Annotated in this window: 12 protein-coding genes; 8 read left to right on the top strand and 4 right to left on the bottom strand. The window is 62.9% G+C overall.

Annotation, left to right across the window (positions count from 1 at the left end):
• The first annotated feature begins 247 nt into the window (after positions 1-247).
• The 4 genes from V1277_RS24585 (at position 248) to V1277_RS24600 (ending at position 7,715) form a co-directional block, all read left to right on the top strand.
• Positions 248-1,741, top strand: a complete 1,494-nt coding sequence (locus V1277_RS24585; RefSeq protein WP_334418509.1) for a Y-family DNA polymerase — start codon at positions 248-250, stop codon at positions 1,739-1,741.
• Positions 1,738-5,208, top strand: coding sequence for an error-prone DNA polymerase (locus V1277_RS24590; RefSeq protein WP_334418510.1), 3,471 nt, complete (start codon positions 1,738-1,740; stop codon positions 5,206-5,208). Before V1277_RS24585 ends, V1277_RS24590 begins: the two co-directional genes overlap by 4 nt.
• A gap of 279 nt (positions 5,209-5,487) precedes the next feature.
• Positions 5,488-6,888 (top strand): NfeD family protein, encoded by a 1,401-nt coding sequence (locus V1277_RS24595; protein ID WP_334418512.1) that lies wholly within the window; start codon positions 5,488-5,490, stop codon positions 6,886-6,888.
• An 11-nt stretch (positions 6,889-6,899) separates the two neighbouring features.
• Positions 6,900-7,715, top strand: a complete 816-nt coding sequence (locus tag V1277_RS24600; RefSeq protein ID WP_334376494.1) for a slipin family protein — start codon at positions 6,900-6,902, stop codon at positions 7,713-7,715.
• Between the two features lie 662 nt (positions 7,716-8,377).
• Here V1277_RS24600 and V1277_RS24605 read toward each other — a convergent pair.
• From V1277_RS24605 to V1277_RS24620, 4 genes are all read right to left on the bottom strand, one after another.
• Positions 8,378-8,809 (bottom strand): MgtC/SapB family protein, encoded by a 432-nt coding sequence (locus tag V1277_RS24605; protein ID WP_334420446.1) that lies wholly within the window; start codon positions 8,807-8,809, stop codon positions 8,378-8,380.
• 92 nt (positions 8,810-8,901) lie between these two features.
• The gene (locus V1277_RS24610) at positions 8,902-9,819 is read right to left on the bottom strand and encodes a hypothetical protein (protein ID WP_334418514.1); all 918 of its coding nucleotides are present in this window, start codon (positions 9,817-9,819) and stop codon (positions 8,902-8,904) included.
• 170 nt (positions 9,820-9,989) lie between these two features.
• Entirely contained in the window at positions 9,990-10,262 is a 273-nt protein-coding gene (locus tag V1277_RS24615) for a PilZ domain-containing protein (protein WP_334376491.1), read from the bottom strand.
• 255 nt (positions 10,263-10,517) lie between these two features.
• Complete coding sequence (locus V1277_RS24620; RefSeq protein ID WP_334418515.1) at positions 10,518-11,288, bottom strand: SDR family NAD(P)-dependent oxidoreductase; 771 nt, start codon at positions 11,286-11,288, stop codon at positions 10,518-10,520.
• A gap of 149 nt (positions 11,289-11,437) precedes the next feature.
• Here V1277_RS24620 and V1277_RS24625 point away from each other — a divergent pair, with 149 nt between their 5' ends.
• From V1277_RS24625 to V1277_RS24640, 4 genes are all read left to right on the top strand, one after another.
• Positions 11,438-12,835: a CoA transferase gene (locus V1277_RS24625; protein ID WP_334418516.1), complete on the top strand. Its 1,398-nt coding sequence runs from the start codon at positions 11,438-11,440 to the stop codon at positions 12,833-12,835.
• 167 nt (positions 12,836-13,002) lie between these two features.
• Positions 13,003-14,223, top strand: a complete 1,221-nt coding sequence (locus V1277_RS24630; protein WP_442894514.1) for an efflux RND transporter periplasmic adaptor subunit — start codon at positions 13,003-13,005, stop codon at positions 14,221-14,223.
• 29 nt (positions 14,224-14,252) lie between these two features.
• Positions 14,253-17,375, top strand: a complete 3,123-nt coding sequence (locus tag V1277_RS24635; protein ID WP_334418518.1) for an efflux RND transporter permease subunit — start codon at positions 14,253-14,255, stop codon at positions 17,373-17,375.
• 104 nt (positions 17,376-17,479) lie between these two features.
• Positions 17,480-18,955, top strand: coding sequence for a hypothetical protein (locus tag V1277_RS24640; protein ID WP_334418519.1), 1,476 nt, complete (start codon positions 17,480-17,482; stop codon positions 18,953-18,955).
• The last annotated feature ends 15 nt before the right edge of the window (positions 18,956-18,970 follow it).

Here is an 18,970-nt window from a genome sequence, read left to right on the forward strand (position 1 = left end):
TTCAAGCGAAATCTCTAACCACACGAACAGTGGGCTCCCTCCCCCCTTGCGGGGGAGGGCGGGGGAGAGGGGTGGCGGCAACGGCAGTGCTCGTGGCTTACCCCTCTCCCTAACCCTCCCCCGCAAGGGGGGAGGGAACGACAGCGGTGCGCAGGCTGACACCTCTCACCACACGACCGGTGCGCTCCCTCTCCCGCTTGCGGGGGAGGGTTGGGGTGGGGGTCTCGCCGCGAGTGACACTCTCGGGATGAAGCAAACCTTTCCCTCCGTCGTCGTCGCCAAGCAGCACAATGCCATCCTGATCCACTCTCTCGACGAGGCCGCTGTCCAGGCCGGCCTCTCGATCGGCCTGCCGCTCGCCAATGCGCGCGCGATCTGCCCCGAGCTGACGGTGTTCGACGCGGACGAGGTCGCCGATCGCAAGACGCTCGAAGACATCGCCGACTGGTGCGACCGCTTCACTCCATTGGTGGCGCTCGATCCGCCGTACGGCTTGTTCCTCGACATCACCGGCTGCGCCCATCTGTTCGGCGGCGAGCGTGCGCTGCTGCAGATCGTGACCGGTGCGCTGAGCCGCCGCGGCTTTGCCGTCAGCGCCGCGATCGCCTCCACCGCGATCTGCGCCCGCACGCTGACGCGCCAGACTTCCGGAAAGATCGTTGCCGAGGGCGAGGAGGCGGAGGCCGTCAGTCCGTTGCCGGTATCTGCGCTCGGCGCCGGTGATGCCATCACCGCCGGCCTGCGCCGCGCCGGCTTGAAGACCATCGGCGACGTCGCCTCGCGCGCGCCGCACGAAATCACGGCGCGGTTCGGTGCGCCCTTCACGACGCTGTTGCAGCAGGCACTCGGGCAGGGCGATGCGCCGATCAGCCCGCGCAAACTGCCGCCGGATTACATCGTCGAGAAACGCTTTCCCGAGCCGGTCGCCACCGACACCGTGATCGCGATGAACCTGTCGGCGCTTGCTCAAATGCTTGTCACGGCGATGGACAAGCAGGGCAAGGGCGCGCGGCGGCTGGAGGCGAGCTTCTTCCGCACCGACGGCGCGGTGCGCACGATCTCGGTCGATACCGGGCGCCCGGTGACAAAAGCTGAAGTGATCGACCGCCTGTTTCGCGAGCGGCTCGATGCGCTCAACGATCCCCTCGACCCCGGCTTCGGTTTCGATCTCATTCGTCTCTCCGCCAGCCGCACCGAGATCGTGGTGCAGCAGCAGCGCGATCTCGATGCCAATGTCCATGACAATGACGAACTGTCCGCGCTGATCGACCGCATCGCCGCGCGCATCGGCGGAAAACGCGTCGTCGTGCATTTGCCGGAGGATACCCACATCCCCGAACGCGCGGTGCTGTCCGTGCCAGCGCAGCATCATCTGGCGGCCGCCGCGCAGGCGGCATGGCCCGAGCGTATCGAGGGCGAGCCGCCGCTGCGCCCGTTGCGCCTGTTCGACAAGCCGGAGCCGATAAAAGTGCCGTTCGCAACCGTGCCCGACGGCCCGCCGCATCAATTCACCTGGCGGCGCGTCACGCACGCGGTGGTGCGGGTGGAGGGGCCCGAACGCATCGCGATGGAATGGTGGAAGCCAAACGGCGACGGCCCGACGCGGGACTATTTCCGTATCGAGGATGAAGCGGGACTTCGTTTCTGGATCTTTCGCGACGGCCTTTATGAAAGCGAACCGGCAGATGCGGAGGGCGAGCCCGTTCCGCCCAGGTGGTTCGTGCATGGATTGTTCGCATGAAAAGCCCTGTACCCGACTATGCCGAAATCGGCATCACCACCAATTTCTCGTTCCTGCGCGGCGGCTCGGACCCGCGCGCCTATGTGCATCAGGCGAGCGAGCTTGGTATTCCCGTGATCGGCATCGCCGACCACAACACGCTGGCCGGCGTGGTGCGCGCCTGGAGCGAGCTCGACAATCCTGCCGTCATGCATAAGCCAAAGCTTCTGATCGGCGCGCGCCTCGTCTTCATCGACGGCACGCCTGACATCCTGGTCTATCCGCGCGACCGCGCGGCTTACGGCCGGCTCTGTCAGTTACTCACCCGCGGCAAACGCGGCGACGACATCGCGCGGATCGAAAAGGGCGAATGCCACCTGAAATTCGATGACCTCCTCGATTTCGCTGGGGGCCAGCTTCTGGTGCTGGCGCTGCCGCATCGTTTTGACGTGGCGAGCGCGCAGGCAACGCTGGAGCGCCTGAAGAATTCTGATGCCGACGGCGTGTGGCTCGCCGCAAGCCTGCTCTACCGCGGCGACGACAGGCGCCGGCTGGCGCGGCTGCATCGCTTGGCGCTCGCGGCAAAGGTGCCGCTGCTGGCGACCAACGAGGTGCTGTACCACCATCCCGCGCGCCGACCGCTGCAGGACGTGCTGACCTGTATCAGAGAAAAGACCACGATCGATGCGATCGGCAGGCGGCTCGAGGCCAATGCCGAACGCTATCTCAAGTCTGTCAATGAAATGGCGCGGCTGTTTCGCGATCTGCCCGAGGCGATTGCGGAAACCATGCGCTTTGCCGATCGCATCAACTTCTCGCTCGACCAGCTCAAATACCAGTATCCGGACGAGCCGGTGCCGCCGGGCAAGACCGCGCAACAGCACCTGGAAGACCTGACCTGGGCCGGTGTCGATAAATATTTCGGTGGCGTAATCGACGAGAAGCTGCGCGCCACCTTGCGCAAAGAGCTCGACCTGATCGCCGAGCTCAAATACGCGCATTATTTTCTCACCGTGCACGACATCGTCCGCTACGCGCGCAGCCAGAACATCCTCTGCCAGGGCCGGGGATCGGCGGCCAACTCCGCCGTCTGTTACGTGCTCGGCATCACCTCGGTCGATCCGACCAAGGTCGACCTGCTGTTCGAGCGCTTCATTTCCAAGGAGCGGCTGGAGCCGCCCGACATCGACGTCGATTTCGAGCATTCGCGGCGCGAGGAGGTGATGCAATATGTCTACCGCCGCTACGGCCGCCACCGCGCCGCGATCATTGCGACCGTCATCCACTATCGCCCGCGCAGCGCGATCCGCGACGTCGGCAAGGCGCTAGGGCTGACCGAGGATGTCACCGCAGCACTCGCCGACACCGTGTGGGGAAGCTGGGGCAAGGGCCTCAACAAGATGCAGGTCCGCCAGGCCGGGCTGGATCCTGCGAATGCGATGGTCGAGCTCGCGGTTGCGCTCGCCTCCGAGCTGATCGAATTCCCCCGTCATTTGTCGCAGCATGTCGGTGGCTACGTGCTGACGCAGGATAGGCTCGACACCTATGTGCCGATCGGCAACGCCGCGATGGACGACCGCACCTTCATCGAATGGGACAAGGACGACGTCGATGCGCTCAGCATGATGAAAGTCGACGTGCTGGCGCTGGGCATGCTGACCTGCATCCGCAAGAGCTTTGATCTGATCGCCGACCACAAGGGGCGGCGTTATGAGCTGGCCGACATCAAGTCGCAGGACGACGACGAAGTTTATCAAATGCTGCAGCGAGGCGAGTCCCTCGGCGTATTCCAGGTCGAGAGCCGCGCGCAGATGAACATGCTGCCGCGCCTGAAGCCGCGCACCTTCTACGACCTCGTCATCGAAGTCGCGATCGTCCGCCCCGGCCCAATCCAGGGCGACATGGTGCATCCTTATTTGCGGCGGCGGAACGGCCAGGAAAAGGTGAGCTATCCCTCACCGGCGTCCGAGCACGGCCCTTCGGACGAACTGTACCGCGTGCTCCACAAGACGCTCGGCGTGCCGCTATTCCAGGAACAGGCGATGCGGATCGCAATCGAAGCCGCAAAATTCACGCCCGAGGAAGCCAACGGCTTGCGCCGCGCGATGGCGACATTTCGTAACGTCGGCACCATCGGCAAGTTCGAGGCCAAGCTGATCAACAACATGATCGCGCGCGGCTACGACCCGGAATTCGCCAAGAGCTGTTTTGACCAGATCAAGGGTTTTGGCTCTTACGGTTTTCCGGAAAGCCACGCCGCAAGTTTTGCGCAACTCGTCTACGTCTCGTCATGGCTGAAGCATTATCATCCGGATGCGTTCTGCTGCGGCTTGCTCAATTCGCAGCCGATGGGCTTTTACGCGCCCGCACAGATCGTCGGCGACGCCCGCAAGAACGGCGTCGAGGTCCGCGAGATCGACGTCTCCTACAGTTTTGCACAGAACACGCTGGAGGAGGGGAGTGGGAAATATTGCGCCGTCCGGCTCGGCTTCCGCCAGATCGACGGGTTTAGCTGGATCGATGAGGATGAGGAGAGGTTGAAGCAGCTTCAGTCGTCATTCCGGGGCGCGCGAAGCGCGAGCCCGGAATCCATTCTTCCACGCATAAACGGCTTAATGGATTCCGGGCTCGCGCCAAGAGGCGCGCCCCGGAATGACAATGTGGAGAAAGCGATCGACTGGGCCGACCGCATCGTCGCCGCCCGCCAACGCCGGCCCTTCACCTCGCTGGAGGAATTCGCCCGCGATACCGGCCTGCCCAAGCGCGCGCTGATCCTGCTCGCCGACGCCGATGCCTTCCGCTCGATCGGGCTCGATCGCCGCGCAGCACTCTGGGCGGTGCGGCGGCTGCCTGACGACGTGCCGCTGCCGCTGTTTCAGGCCGCGATCGCCCGCGAGCAGCCCGACGAGAATGCCAAGCCGCTGCCCCAGATGCCGCTGCCGGAGCAGGTGGTCGCCGATTACCAGACGGTCCGGCTGTCGCTGAAGGGCCACCCGATGGAATTCTTACGCGAGCGGTTCACGAAAGAGCGCGTCGTTGCCTGCAAGGACGTCAATCACAGCAACGACCACCGCCGCGTCCGCTGCGCCGGCGTGGTGCTGGTGCGGCAGCGGCCGGGCAGCGCCAAGGGCGTCGTCTTCATGACGCTGGAGGACGAGACCGGCATCGCCAATATCGTGGTATGGCCCAAGGTGATGGAGCAGTACCGGAAAGAGGTGATGGGTGCCCGCCTGATCCTGATCGAGGGCTACATCCAGAGCAGCCCGGAGCAGGTGACGCATCTGGTGGCGCAGCGGATGTTCGACCGCTCCCACGACCTGATCGGCCTCGCCAACGATGCGTTAAGCCGCAAGCACCCGGTGCCCGCAGGGCCCGCGCTGGTCGAACCGCTCAACGACGACCGCCGCGATCACCCTGACGCACCCGCGCAGAAAATCCGTCACCCCCGCGACGTCCGCATCCTGCCGCCGTCCCGCGATTTTCATTGAGCCGCTCTCTTCGCACGACGGTGATCGCCGTGCATCATCCGGGTGTTGCCGGCACGGATGAAATCCGTTCTGGAAGCATATGTTTGGGGAACCGGGATTTCGGATGCGCGTTCGCTTCACATGACCTGTGGAGCACGCTTTGCTTATCAGGGCTTCAGCGCATGTCACGCCGCCCGTGCGGCACCGATTCCTGCGCTCCAGCCGTAACAGTCAGGTTCACCTGCGAATGGGCCACACAGTTGTGACTGTCTCGTCGCGCAAGCTTTTGAGCGACTTACCATGGTGCACTTTCTTTACAGGCTTATTACCGTAGCATTGCTCGTATTTGGCTCCGGAGCAGCACTTGGACAAAGTAGCGAGCCGGCGAACGTCGCCATCCTTCTGGATGTGAATGGAGCGATCGGGCCAGCGACTTCTGAATATATCCGCGATGGATTTGAGGAGGCGCGTCGGCGACAGGCGAAGCTCATCGTGCTGAGACTGAATACGCCTGGTGGTCTCGATCCCTCAATGCGCGAGATCGTAGGAGAAATACTCAAGTCCCCCATTCCTGTGGTCTCCTACGTGACCCCGAGCGGTGCGCGAGCCGCCAGCGCCGGCACCTACATCGTCTATGCAACCCACCTCGCCGCCATGGCGCCGAGCACGCATCTCGGTGCAGCCACGCCCGTTCAGCTTGGCGGCGGTGGTTCCGGCTGGCGCACCGATGACAAAAAAGATGATGACAAGAAAGACGGAGACAAGAAAGACGGAGACAAGAAAGGAGCCCCGTCGCCGACCAGTGCAGGTGAGGCGAAGGCGATCAACGATGCGGTTGCCTACATCAGGGGACTGGCAGAGCTTCGGGGACGAAATGTTTCCTGGGCGGAGAAAGCCGTCCGGGAAGCCGCCACTCTCACCGCGAGCGAGGCCCAGTCGCAGCGTGTCGTCGAGATTGTTGCGAAGGACTTAGCCGATCTGTTGTCCCAAGCCGACGGCCGAACCGTAACGATCAATGATCAACAGGTCGCGCTGCATACCGGGAGCCTGAGCACAACGGCAATCGAGGCCAATTGGCGCAACCGCATTCTGGCTACGATTACCAATCCGAACATCGCTTACATACTCATGCTGATCGGGCTCTACGGACTTTTATTCGAGTTCATCAGTCCAGGCGCTGTTTTCCCCGGAGTGATCGGCGGAATCGCTCTCTTGGTCGGCCTCTACGCCTTGAATCTCCTGCCGATCAGCTACGCCGGTGCCGGCCTGCTGCTGCTAGGCATCGCGCTGATGATTGCAGAAGCGTTTCTGCCCTCGTTTGGCGTGCTCGGAATTGGCGGCGTCATCTCGTTCGCCGTCGGCTCGCTGTTCCTGTTTCGCGGCGACGTGCCGGGTTTCCGTCTCTCATGGGCGGTGGTCGCCACCGCCACCATTGCCAGCGCGGGATTCCTGGTGATTGCACTCGCGGCGGTCTGGCGGGCGCATCGGCGCGACGTGGTCACGGGCGAAGCAGCTCTGCTTCGCAGCGCGGGGCAGGTGCTGTGGTGGGCCGACGGTAAAGGCGAGGTCCTGGTCGGAGGAGAACGCTGGGCGGCGAAATCGGAAAGCGAGTTCACCCGGGGTGACCGCGTGCGTGTTCTCGAACGTCAAAACCTGAAGCTGCTTGTCGAGCCAGATCCTGACGCCCCACCGAAATCATGAGGAGTGAAACCATGCCAACATTCGTAACAGACACCCTCCCGTACATCGTGATCGGAGCCATAATCATAGCGGTGTTCCTGTCGGCGATTCACATCATGCGGGAATACGAGCGTGCGGTAGTTTTCACATTGGGGCGCTTTTCCGGCGTGAAAGGTCCTGGGCTCATCATATTGGTGCCGATCGTCCAACAATTCGTTCGAGTAGATCTTCGTACGATCGTGCTCGACGTTCCAAGCCAGGACGTGATTTCTCGCGACAATGTCTCCGTAAAGGTCAACGCGGTTATCTACTTCCGCGTGGTAGATGCGGACAAATCGGTTATCCAGGTGGAAAACTTCATGGCGGCCACCAGCCAGCTCGCACAGACCACCCTCAGGTCCGTGCTTGGCAAGCACGAGCTGGATGAAATGCTGGCAGAGCGGGACAAGCTCAATCGCGACATTCAGGAAATTCTCGACAGCCAAACCGATGCGTGGGGCATCAAGGTCGCGAATGTCGAAATCAAGCACGTCGATATCAACGAGAGCATGATTCGTGCCATTGCGCGTCAAGCCGAGGCCGAGCGGTACCGCCGCGCGAGAATCATAGGCGCCGAAGCAGAGCAGCAGGCCGCCGAGAAACTGGTGGAAGCAGGTGAGATGCTCGCAAGGCGGCCGGAGTCCATGCAATTGCGCTACCTGTCGACCCTGCAGGATATTGCGGGTGAGAAGAATTCGACGATCGTGTTCCCGGTGCCCGTCGAGTTTCTTCAAGCGCTGGCAGCGCCGGCGACAATACAGCGCGAGACCGCAAATCGCCGGAGGGGATCAGAAGCTGCCCAGGCGTGACGTTTTTCCGGTTGGTCCGAGATCGGAAGCCGAAACCTGCGGCCTCTTTCGTCTGGACACGTCTCCCTTTACCAGTAGATCAATCCGCTCCGCGTCGCCCCGACTCCGTTTTTCGCAAATGCTGCTGCAAGTATCTGCTTTTCGGCGCAATGTGCAGCAAGCTTTTCGTATATCCTTGCCTCCACGAATGGGGCGTGTTCTCTGTTGCTGGACACCGCATTAGCGGTCGCCGATATCAGAGCACTGATTTGGCGTATCAGCAGATCGTCTGTCGATGGCTGCATATCCTCCTCCTTCGATCTCGATCCCGATTGAATTCTCCTGATGCCGCTTCACCGCAAGTCACACGCCTTGGATGTTGGCGGCGACAGATTGCTCGCGCCACTGGTGTTCAGTGCGAGAGGTGAATCCTGCGCATGTCCTTTAGCCGAGCCAGGCAATATTCCCGATATAGTATGTTGATGAGGTTCCACATGATCGAACTCCAAGTTTGATCATTGCGCCAGCCTACCACCATGTTGTTTCCGGACTTCTTCGTCGGTCGGGAAAATGACTTCGCCAGGAGGGCGGAATATTTTTGCGCCCGCGGGCGACGAAACACCTTCACGGCGCCGTGACTGTTATTCCCCTTACGTTGGCTGCCGCAGCCCTTCCTTTGGACCTCAATCCATCTTGATGTCTTTTTCGTCCTTCACCAGAGTCAGCAGCCGCAGCGTCAGGAACGTAATCACCGCGATCGTCACCGCGACGTCATAACTGCCTAGCCCGACGGCGAGGCCAATAGCGCCGGTGGCCCATAGGCTCGCCGCCGTCGCCGTGCCTTGCACGGTCGTGCCGTGCTTGAGGATCGCGCCGCCGCCGATGAAGCCGATGCCGGTGATCACACCCTCGATCACCTTCGACATGCCATCGGGGGAATTCACCATCAACTGTTCGCTGGCCTGCACGAAGCCGCAGCTTGCCAGGGCGACCAGCGGGAACGTTCGCAGGCCCGCGCTGCGCGCCCGCTTCTCGCGATCCCATCCGATCGGTATGGCCAGCGCGAAAGCCGCGGCCAGCGCCAGAAAATGGATGCCTATCTGAGTCCAGTCCAAAACACGCCCTTCTGAAACAAAGGTCGCCCAACCCGCGACGCAGGCGTGTAACGCCGCAAAGCGGCGCAAGTTTCAGCGCGGCGGCGGTTGTGCTACCGGGCGCTGCCGACGATGGTCGTGCTCGGCGCTGCGCTCGTGATCGCTGCCTCGGTCCGATACTGCGGCAAATGATGTTCGAGCGAATAGAAGACGCACAGCGCAAGGCTGGACCAGACAGCCAGGCTGAAATAAAGCGACATCCAGGCAATCTCGTCTTTCCACTCGGCAAGGTCGTGCGTCACGACCCAGCGCGTGCTGACGTCGCGCAGGCCCTCGCGCGGCGTCAGGCGCTTGTCGCCGTCGGCATCTCCGGTTCGCCAGCGCTTCAGGTACATCGGGACGTCGATCGTCATCAGAAACGCCAGGAAGCCCACAATACCCGCGATGGCGACGACGAGGCCTATGCGAACCGCACCATTGAATTCCGGAAGCAGGCGGCAAAGGCCGACGCCGACGGCGAAGAAGGCAACCGCCCACAGCGAATTTTCGATGGCGTTGCCGAGATAATTCCTGGTCAGCACCGCATACCATGAAAGGCATTCCGCGATCAGGATCAGCGGCACGATCACCCACGCGACATTTACCGTCGTTTCCGCGCCGGTCATCGTGCCGAGCTGGTGCAGGATAATCGCCCATTGCGCCACGAAGCAGATCTCGGCCACGGTCGCCACGGAACGTCCGACCATGACGCTCGACAGCCAGGTGTCGACCAGGCAGATCCGCTGCACATCGGCGCGCGGCAGAAACGACCTGAAGGCGCAGCCGAACACATAGGCCGCGCAGAACAGCAGCATCATCCCGATGCCGGACGAGCCGCCGGCAGCGCCGGTCGACTGGACGGGAAGCTCGCGATACAGCGCGAACCAGATGGCGATATTCACGCCGCTCACCAGCGTCAGCAGGCCCCACCACCAGGACACGGGATTCGACCAGGCCAGGGAACCTGACCGCGCCTGCCATTCCAAGCTCATTCGACGCTCCGCCGTAATCGAACTGACATCTGACTGTAATAATACAGTCACATATCGAAGCCAATGGCGACGAGAGTGGGGCGGGGCGGGATGGCACTCCGCCGGCGAGGAGGGCCATGAGGCGACAGACGGGCCTGCAGCCTTCAAGACGCGAGCGAAGACGCCGCTGCTCAGGATAAAAATTTCACGCCGTAGGTCTTGCCCCGGCGCCACACCACCTCGCATGACTGGCGCGTCGTATGGTCGGGCACCAGCGCCAGTTGAAAGCTATCCCTGACGTCGAACGCGACATCGGTCACGATCTTCGCGCCACCCGGTGAGACGTCCAGGACAAAGCATTCAATCCTCGTGATCCCGTTGTCGGTCGTCATCCATGTCGGCCGCTTGCGGAGCTCGCGTCGCGGTTCGCGCTGCACTTTTGTCCTTTGCTCGTCGACAATCATCGTGGCCATCCGTCATTGGACCCAGTGGCTGGGTCATCGAAGCAGGCGTCACAGTGAGGGAAAGTTCGTAAAGTTCAGTTAGCTTATCGATTCAAATTGACCGGTTTGGTTTGCGAGTTGTAAGCCGAGCTCTCACAACTCTGCCAGTCCCGTCGAGATGTTAAGGCCTCCGCAATGTGCCCACCATCACTTGCACCGGACGCTGGAACGGTGGGCACGGCGCAAGGGCGCCTTTGCCTACCCTACAACCCGTCCTCAAAAATTCACGCGGTTCGAAATCGCGCCGTCGACGACGAGGTTCGAGCCGGTCGTGAACGAGGACGCCGGGCTCGCCAGAAACACGGCTGCGTTGGCGATTTCCTGCGGTGTCGCCATGCGGCCGGTCGGGTTACGCGCCAGCGCATCCTGGTAACGCTTCGGCATGTTCTGCTCGACCATGTTCCAGATGCCGCCCCTGAAATAGACCGTGCCCGGCGACACCACGTTGACGCGGATTTTCTTGTCCGCGTATTGCCGCGCCAGTCCCTTGGCCATGTGGATCAGCGCCGCCTTGATCGGGCCGTAGGAGCTGGCGCTATCCGCCTGCGCCGCCGAGATCGACGATATGATGATGAAGGCCGCGTCGCCGGTCTTCTGCGCGCTCGCTTCGAGCAATGGCCGCGCGGCCTCGAATGCGTTGACGGCGCCGAGCACGTCGAGCCGGAAATTCTGCTCCCATGAGGCGGGATCGCCGCCTTGCGCCATGGCGCCGGCATTGGAAAACAGCATGTCGATGCTCCCCAGCTCGGCGGCCGCATCCGACACCCATGATTTCAGCGCGGCCGCGTCGGTGACGTCAACCGGCGCGCCGGTCGCGCGCACGCCAAGCCCTTTCAGTTCAGTAACGGTGGCCGCGACCTGATCCGCATTGCGGGCGCACACGGCGACGCCCGAGCCTTCGCCCGCCAGCGTTTCCGCAATCGCCCGTCCGATGCCGCGCGTGCCGCCGAGCACGACGGCGTTCCTGCCTTTCAAACCCAAGTCCATTTTGTTTTTCCTTCGTTTGATCCGACCATATTGTAGCGACCGTGGTCACGACGAAAGCTCAAACCGAGAAGCCGTCCCCGGATTTCGCTCGCGCTCCATCCGGGCTACGCTGGCGGGCAGAACTTGAAGGTTAGGGGAGAGACACACCGATGCAAAGCCCTAGAGAAATCCTCTCCGATATCTGGACCTCCATCGGCGGCGATCCGTCCGCGCTTGGCGCGCTCACGCTGACCGGCGACGAACCGCAATTGCCGTCGTCGTTTCGCGTCGCCGCCGCGGCGCAGGTCAGCGTCGCGGCAACCGGGCTTGCAGCCGCCGAGATCTGGAAGATGCGCAGCGGCGAGGCGCAGGACGTCGCGGTGGATATGCGCCATGCCGTGGTCGAATGCCGGAGCGAACGTTATCTGCGCGTCGACGGCAAGCCGCCGCCGCCGGCTTGGGACGCCATCGCGGGTATCTACAAAACCCGCGACAACGGCTTCGTGCGCCTGCACACCAATTTTCCCCATCACCGCGATGCTGTCTGCAAGGTGCTGAACTGCAAGCCCGAGCGTGACGCTGTGCAGGCCGCGCTGCTGCAATGGGACGGCGAGGCGTTCGAGACCGCGGCCTATGCGAGCGGCGGCGTTGTCGCCTTCATGCGCTCGCATGACGAATGGCTGGCGACACCACAGGCCAAGGAGCTCGCCGGATTGCCGCTGATCTCAATCACGAAGATCGGCGAGGCTCCGCCAAAGCAGTGGCCCAAGGGCGAGCGGCCGCTCGCAGGTATCCGTGTGCTTGATCTCTCGCGCGTCATCGCAGGTCCCGTTGCGGGGCGAACGCTCGCCGCGCATGGCGCCGACGTGCTGCTGATCTCGGGACCCGATTTGCCGGCGATCCCCTGGCTCGTCATCGACACCGGGAGGGGTAAGCTGACGAGCTTTGTCGAACTCAAGAGCGAGCAGGGGCGTGGCGTGCTGCGCGATCTGCTGGCGCAGGCGGATATCTTTTCGCAAGGCTATCGACCCAGCGCACTCGCCGCCCTCGGCTTCTCGCCGGAGGATGCCGCGCGCATCAATCCCGGTATCATTTGCGTCACGTTGTCGGCCTATGGTCATGCCGGGCCGTGGGCGGAGCGGCGCGGCTTCGACTCGCTGGTGCAGACGGCGACCGGATTCAATCATGCAGAAGGGCAGGCCGCCGGTGTCGACGGACCGAAGGAACTGCCGGCGCAGATGCTCGACCACGCCACCGGTTACTTCATGGCGTTCGGCGCCATGATGGCCAAAGTGCGCCAGGCGCGCGAAGGCGGCAGTTGGCACGTCCAGGTATCGCTGGCGCAAACCGGACGCTGGCTGTGGAATCTCGGCCGGGTCAGCAACGGTTTTGCGGTGGAGGATCTCAAAGCGGAGGCGGTGACGCCGTTCATCGAGGAGATGGGCTCGGGCTTCGGGCCGCTGCGGTCGGTGAGGCACTCGGCGCTGTTGTCGAAAACGCCAGCCTTCTGGGCGGTCCCGGCAATGCCGCTCGGCAGCCATCTGCCGCAATGGCCCCTACGTGAATAGGAGGTCCCCTCCTCAGAGCCTGCCTCTCCAAATTTTAATCGCGTCCGGTACGGCTATTTTGCTTTTTTGGGTTGTGCGGGATGCCAATTGGGCACTATAGCGCCGGTGGGACAAATTGTCGCTGGAACCCATGTTGTATGTTTGGCGGATTTTGCAAGCGATTACAGATGGTTAACTCAAAGAAATGGGTCGTGGCCATTGCCCTGATGGTACTGGCGGGGGCGGCCGTTTACGGCGGCAGCGCCTATCTCGGCGGCCCAAAACGCGGGCATTCGGAAATCTCGAGCCAGTCCCGCAAGCGCGGACTGCAGCGCTACACGCCGAGCCCAGCCGAATGGGCCAGCCTGACCATTCAGCCCGTCGCTGAACGCGACTTCCGCGCCGAGCGCGTCACCGAAGGCAAGATCGCGATCGACGAGGATCGCTCGACGCCGGTGTTCTCGCCCTATGCGGGCCGCGTCACCAGGTTGCTAGCCAAGCCAGGCGATAGCGTCGTCAAGGGCCAGCCGCTATTCGTGATCGAGGCCGCCGACAACGTTCAGGCGCAAAACGATTTCGTTGCAGCGATGAGCGCGATGAACAAGGCGAAGTCCGCGCTTGATCTGGCGCAGTTGCAGGGAGCGCGCGCCAAGGATCTGTTCGAGGGCAAGGCCGTTCCGCTGAAGGATTATCAGCAGAGCCAGGCGACGCTGATCCAGGCGCAGAACGACGTGCGCTCGTCGGAAACGGCGGTCCAGGCAGCGCGCAACAAATTGCGCCTTCTCGGCCTCACCGACGACGACATCGCGACCTTCCAGGAGAAGGGCCGCATCAATCCCGAAATCACCATCTTCGCGCCGATCGCGGGCACCGTGGTCCAGCGCAAGATCGGCCCGGGGCAATACGTCAACGCCGGCGCCAGCGACCCCGTCTATGTGATCGGCGATCTCTCCACCGTCTGGATGACGGCCTTCGTCCGCGAAAGCGATTGCGCGAACGTCGCGGTCGGGCAGGAGGTGACGTTCAATGTGCTAGCGCTGCCGGGCCGTTCGCTTTCGGCGCGGATCAACTACGTCGCAACCGCAATCGACCCTGCGACGCGGCGGCTGCTCGTCCGCGCCACCATCGACAACAAGAACGGTACGCTGAAGCCTGAGATGTTCGCCAACGTCACGATCTATTCGGCAGGCGACCGTCCGGCGGTCGGCGTGCCGAAGCAGGCGTTGATCTATGAAGGCGATCAGGTCCGGATCTGGGTCGCGAATCCGGACAAGACGATTGAACTGCGTCAGGTCAAGCCTGGCCTCACCAATGGCGATCTCGTCGAGGTGGTCGGCAATCTGAAGCCCGGCGAGCAAATCGTCACCAAGGGCGCACTGTTCATCGACCGGGCCGCATCCGGAAGCTGATGCCTCGCTCATTGAAAGCTTCGATCTGAATGGATCGCCTGGTCGCCCTAGCCGTCAGCCGCCGCTATTTGATGGTCGGCATGTTCATAGCCGTGCTGGTCGGCGGCCTGATCGCGTTCAAGCAGCTCAACATCGAGGCCTATCCCGATCCGACCCCGCCGATGGTCGACATCGTGACGCAAAGCCCGGGCCTGTCGTCGGAGGAGATCGAGCGCTACATCACGATCCCGATCGAGACCCAGGTCGCCGGCATCAAGAACCTGCGCACCATCCGCACCATCTCGCTGTACGGATTGTCCGACGTCAAGCTGCAGTTCTCGTTCGACTACACCTATGACGAAGCGCTGCAGCAGGTGCTGAACCGGCTGTCGCAGCTCGCGCCACTGCCGGGCAACGTGCAGCCGACCATCTCGCCGCTCAGCCCGACCGGCGAAATCTTCCGCTACCGGCTGAAGGGCCCGCCGAATTACAGCGTGCTCGATCTCAAGACGCTGCAGGACTGGGTGTTGCAACGCCGCTTCCGCGCGGTGCCCGGCGTCATCGACGTCACTGGCTGGGGCGGCAAGACCAAGACCTACGAGCTGCAGGTCGATTTCAACAAGCTCGTCGCCAACGGGCTGACGCTGCCGCAGGTGCTGCAGGCCGTCGGCAACGCCAACATCAATGTCGGCGGAAACACCGTCAATATCGGCGCGCAATCCGCCGTGGTGCGCGGCGTCGGGTTGATCCGCTCGATCGACGACCTCAACAACACCATGGTATCGCAGTCCGGCGGCAATCCGGTGCTGGTGCGCGACATCGCCCATGTCACGATCGGCGAGAAGCCGCGGCTTGGCATCGCCGGCCTCGACCAGGACGACGACATCGTGCAGGGCATCGTCCTGATGCGACGCGGCGAGCAGAGTTCGCCGACCATTGCACGGGTCGAAAAGCTCGTTCACGACATCAATCATTCCTCGATCCTGCCGCCCGGCGTGCAGATCGAGCGCATCTACGACCGCAAGGATCTGATCGACATCACCACGCATACGGTGCTGCACAACATGGTGGTCGGGATCATCCTGATCGTGTTGCTGCAATGGGTGTTTCTCGGCGATCTCCGCAGCGCGCTGATCGTCGGCGCAACGATCCCCTTCGCGCTGTTCTTCGCCGTGATCATCCTGGTGTTGCGCGGCGAATCCGCCAATCTGCTGTCGGTCGGCGCGATCGATTTCGGTCTCATCGTCGACGCCACCGTGATCATGGTGGAGGCGATCTTCCGGCGGCTGACGCAGACCACCTCGCTGTCGGAAGCCGAGCGCAGCGACATCTCGTTCGACACCACGATGGGGATGAAGAGCCACGCCATCCTGTCTGCGGCTGCCGACGTGTCGCGCTCGATCTTCTTCGCCGCCGCGATCATCATCGCAGCCTTCCTGCCGCTGTTCACGCTGAGCGGCGTCGAAGGCAATATCTTCGGGCCGATGGCGCGGACCTATGCCTATGCGCTGGCCGGCGGGCTGATCGCGACCTTTACGGTGACGCCGGCGTTGAGCGCGATCATCCTGCCATCGCATCTGCATGAGACCGAGACTTGGGTCGTGAAGCAGCTCGATCGGCTCTATGTGCCGGTGCTGAACTGGGCGATTGCGAACCGCAGGATCGTGCTCACCGGCGCGGCCGTTCTCGTCCTCATGACCATTGCTTTCACGCGGCTGCTCGGACTGGAATTCCTGCCCAAGCTGGAAGAGGGCAATTTGTGGATCCGCGCCACGCTGCCGCCGACCATCTCGCTGCAGGAGGGCAATGCCTACGTCAACGAGATGCGCAAGATCATCCGCGCGCGTCCTGAGGTGGAATCGGTGGTGTCGCAACACGGCCGGCCCGACGACGGAACGGACGCCGCCGGTCTCTTCAATGCGGAGTTTTTCGCGCCGCTCAAGCCGAACAGCGAGTGGCCTGATACCCATGACAAGGACGAGCTGACAGCGCAATTGCTGGGGCAGTTGCAGGACAACTTCCCGGGCGTCGAGTTCAACTTCTCGCAATACCTGCAGGACAACGTCTCGGAGGCCGTCTCGGGCGTCAAGGGCGAGAACTCGATCAAGCTCTACGGCAACGACCTGCAGGCGCTGACGGACACCGCCAACAAGATCAAATCCGTGCTCGGCACGGTGCAGGGCGTTACCGACCTCGCAGTGTTCACTTCGCTCGGCCAACCCACAATCCAGATCGATATCGATCGTGCCCGCGCGGCACGCTATGGCCTATCGCCCGGTGATATCAACGCCACCATCAAGGTCGCCGTCGGCGGCGACAGCGCCGGCGATCTCTATGAGCCCGGCAGCGACCGGCATTTCCCGATCATCGTTCGCCTCGCCCCGGATTATCGCAAGAGCGCGGAAGCGATCCATAATTTGCGGATCGGCGTGGCCGGGCAGGGCGGCACGATCACGCAGATCCCGCTCAGCGAGGTCGCCTCGATCAACCTGATCTCGGGCGCCGCCTATATCTACCGCGAACAGCAGGAGCGTTATCTGCCGATCAAGTTCTCGGTCCGCAACCGCGATCTCGGTAGCGCGATCCATGAAGCGCAGGACAAGGTCGCCGCCGAGGTGCAACTGCCGCCGGGATCGCGGATCGAATGGGTCGGTGAATTCGGCAATCTGCAGGACGCCATCCGGCGGCTGTCGATCGTGGTGCCGATCAGCCTGGCGCTGATCGGTGTGCTGCTGTTCTTCAACTTCGGCTCGATGGTCGATACGCTGCTCGCGATGAGCGTGATCCCGATGGCGATCTTCGGCGGCGTGCTCGGGCTGTTGATCTCGGGAATTCCCTTCAGCGTCTCGGCGGCAATTGGATTCATCGCGCTGTTCGGAATCGCCGTGATGGACGGCATCATCATCCTGTCGCAATACAATCAACTCATCGACGAAGGCTATGAGCGGATGCGGGCGGTGATCCGCACCGGCGAACTGCAATTGCGGCCGGTGCTGATGACCTGCGTGGTGGCCGGCGTCGGCCTGCTGCCGGCGGCGGTGTCGGAGGGAATCGGTTCGCAGGTGCAAAAGCCGCTGGCGATCGTGGTCGTCACCGGCATGATGCTGGCGCCGTTGGTGATCCTGGTGACGCTGCCGGTGCTGATCTCGGTGTTTTCGCGCCGCGCGCGCTAAATCCGTGTGGGCACATGCCCATGTTTCCTGCCCACTCGGTTTGTGGTTGACGCGATCCGGCGGCCGTCCCTTGATGCCGGCAGGGATAACCGCAGGAGAAAGCCATGCGGATCGAGGAAAGCCAAGGATCCAGCCAAGGATCTAGCCAAGGATCTACGGGGCAACCAAACGGCCACGCGGCGCCGGCGAAATCGGCGCCCACAGCCGAGCAGATCCTCGGAGAGATCCGCGACTACTGCCGCCAGACGCGCACGGCCGAATCGACCTTCGGGCGGCTGGTGGTCAATGATGGCAAGCTGGTGTCGCGCTTGCGCGATGGCGCCCGGATCACGACAGGCACGCTCGACAAGGTCCGCGCGTATCTCGCCGAGCACCGGCCGGAATCGGACGGCGCGCCGGCCAATTCGCTCTCGGCCAAACCACTGAAGGACGCGGCGGCCGCCAATGCCGTCGCGCCGCCGGGCTTCCGATTTTTCGACAACCGCCAAAAATACCTGCTGTTCGTTTCGACCTGCAGCGAGAAGACCGAGGTCGGCAACCGTATTTCGCTCGAGCTCGGCAATCTGCAGCCGGCACCGCCGGCGCTACGCATTTTCGATGCCGGCGTCGGCGACGGCACCGTGCTGTCGCGGGTGATGCGGGCGGTGCATGCGCGATTTCCCACCATGCCGCTCTATGTCGTGGCGAAGGAGATCTCTTACGAAGACGTCCGCCTGATGCTGGAGAAAATGGCGGACCGCCTGTTCGAGCATCCCGCCACCGTGCTGGTCGTGACCAACCTCTATTACGCCGAGGCACCATGGCTGACGCCACGCTCGGTCACGTCAGCGCAAGGCCTGATCTGGAAAGACGTCACGCTATCAGGCAACACCGCGCACGGCTTCGCCGAGCAGATCGGCGAGCTCGAAAGCTTCCTCGCCGAGAACTGGCGCGCAGGCATCAGCCCGACCACGGGCAATCCGGTCTATCAACGCCCGGTGATCCTGACGCTGCGGCGCGAGGATCATTCCTTCCTGCTCGATCCGATCATGCCGCGGCCCGGCCGCGTGATGGCCGATTACGATCTGGTCATCGCCTCGCAACCCTATCGGGCGCGGGCGAGCGTCGAGTTCAAGGCTTCGAAAGTGGTGACACCGCTGGTCAAGGCCCTGCGCCCGGGTGGGCGGCTGATCGGCATCCATTCGCATGGCAAGGATCCCGGCATCGAGATCATCGATCAGGTCTGGCCGGGCGACGACCCCTTCAAGACCGACCGCTACGCGATCCTGCGCCAGGTCAAGCACGAGCTTGGCGCGGCCGCACGCCACTACAATTTCAATGCGTCCTCCGATGCGCGCTCGATCTTCCGCTACCAGATGCACACGCTGCCGGACGAGGTCAGCGGCCCGATCGGCACCTCGACGCTGTTCGCCGCCTGGAACGCCGCGATCTACGTGGCGCAGATCGAGGACAACAGGTTGTCAGAAGTGGTTCGCGATGGCCGCTATCTTGAAGCCACCGATCGCGTGCTGAGGAAACATGGCGGCCTGTGGTTCAACGACGAGACCTATGTGATCTCGCGCCGCCGCGCGCCGGCATGACAAAGGGAGGCGCTC

The organism is Bradyrhizobium sp. AZCC 1588 (assembly GCF_036924735.1).
Classification (GTDB): Bacteria; Pseudomonadota; Alphaproteobacteria; order Rhizobiales; family Xanthobacteraceae; genus Bradyrhizobium.

Coding starts and splice junctions, on each gene's coding strand:
- V1277_RS24625 (WP_334418516.1), top strand. CDS start 11,438: ATGCAAAGCCCTAGAGAAATCCTCTCCGATATCTGGACCTCCATCGGC.
- V1277_RS24620 (WP_334418515.1), bottom strand. CDS start 11,288: ATGGACTTGGGTTTGAAAGGCAGGAACGCCGTCGTGCTCGGCGGCACG.
- V1277_RS24610 (WP_334418514.1), bottom strand. CDS start 9,819: ATGAGCTTGGAATGGCAGGCGCGGTCAGGTTCCCTGGCCTGGTCGAAT.
- V1277_RS24640 (WP_334418519.1), top strand. CDS start 17,480: ATGCGGATCGAGGAAAGCCAAGGATCCAGCCAAGGATCTAGCCAAGGA.
- V1277_RS24615 (WP_334376491.1), bottom strand. CDS start 10,262: ATGATTGTCGACGAGCAAAGGACAAAAGTGCAGCGCGAACCGCGACGC.
- V1277_RS24595 (WP_334418512.1), top strand. CDS start 5,488: ATGGTGCACTTTCTTTACAGGCTTATTACCGTAGCATTGCTCGTATTT.
- V1277_RS24600 (WP_334376494.1), top strand. CDS start 6,900: ATGCCAACATTCGTAACAGACACCCTCCCGTACATCGTGATCGGAGCC.
- V1277_RS24585 (WP_334418509.1), top strand. CDS start 248: ATGAAGCAAACCTTTCCCTCCGTCGTCGTCGCCAAGCAGCACAATGCC.
- V1277_RS24635 (WP_334418518.1), top strand. CDS start 14,253: ATGGATCGCCTGGTCGCCCTAGCCGTCAGCCGCCGCTATTTGATGGTC.
- V1277_RS24630 (WP_442894514.1), top strand. CDS start 13,003: ATGGTTAACTCAAAGAAATGGGTCGTGGCCATTGCCCTGATGGTACTG.
- V1277_RS24590 (WP_334418510.1), top strand. CDS start 1,738: ATGAAAAGCCCTGTACCCGACTATGCCGAAATCGGCATCACCACCAAT.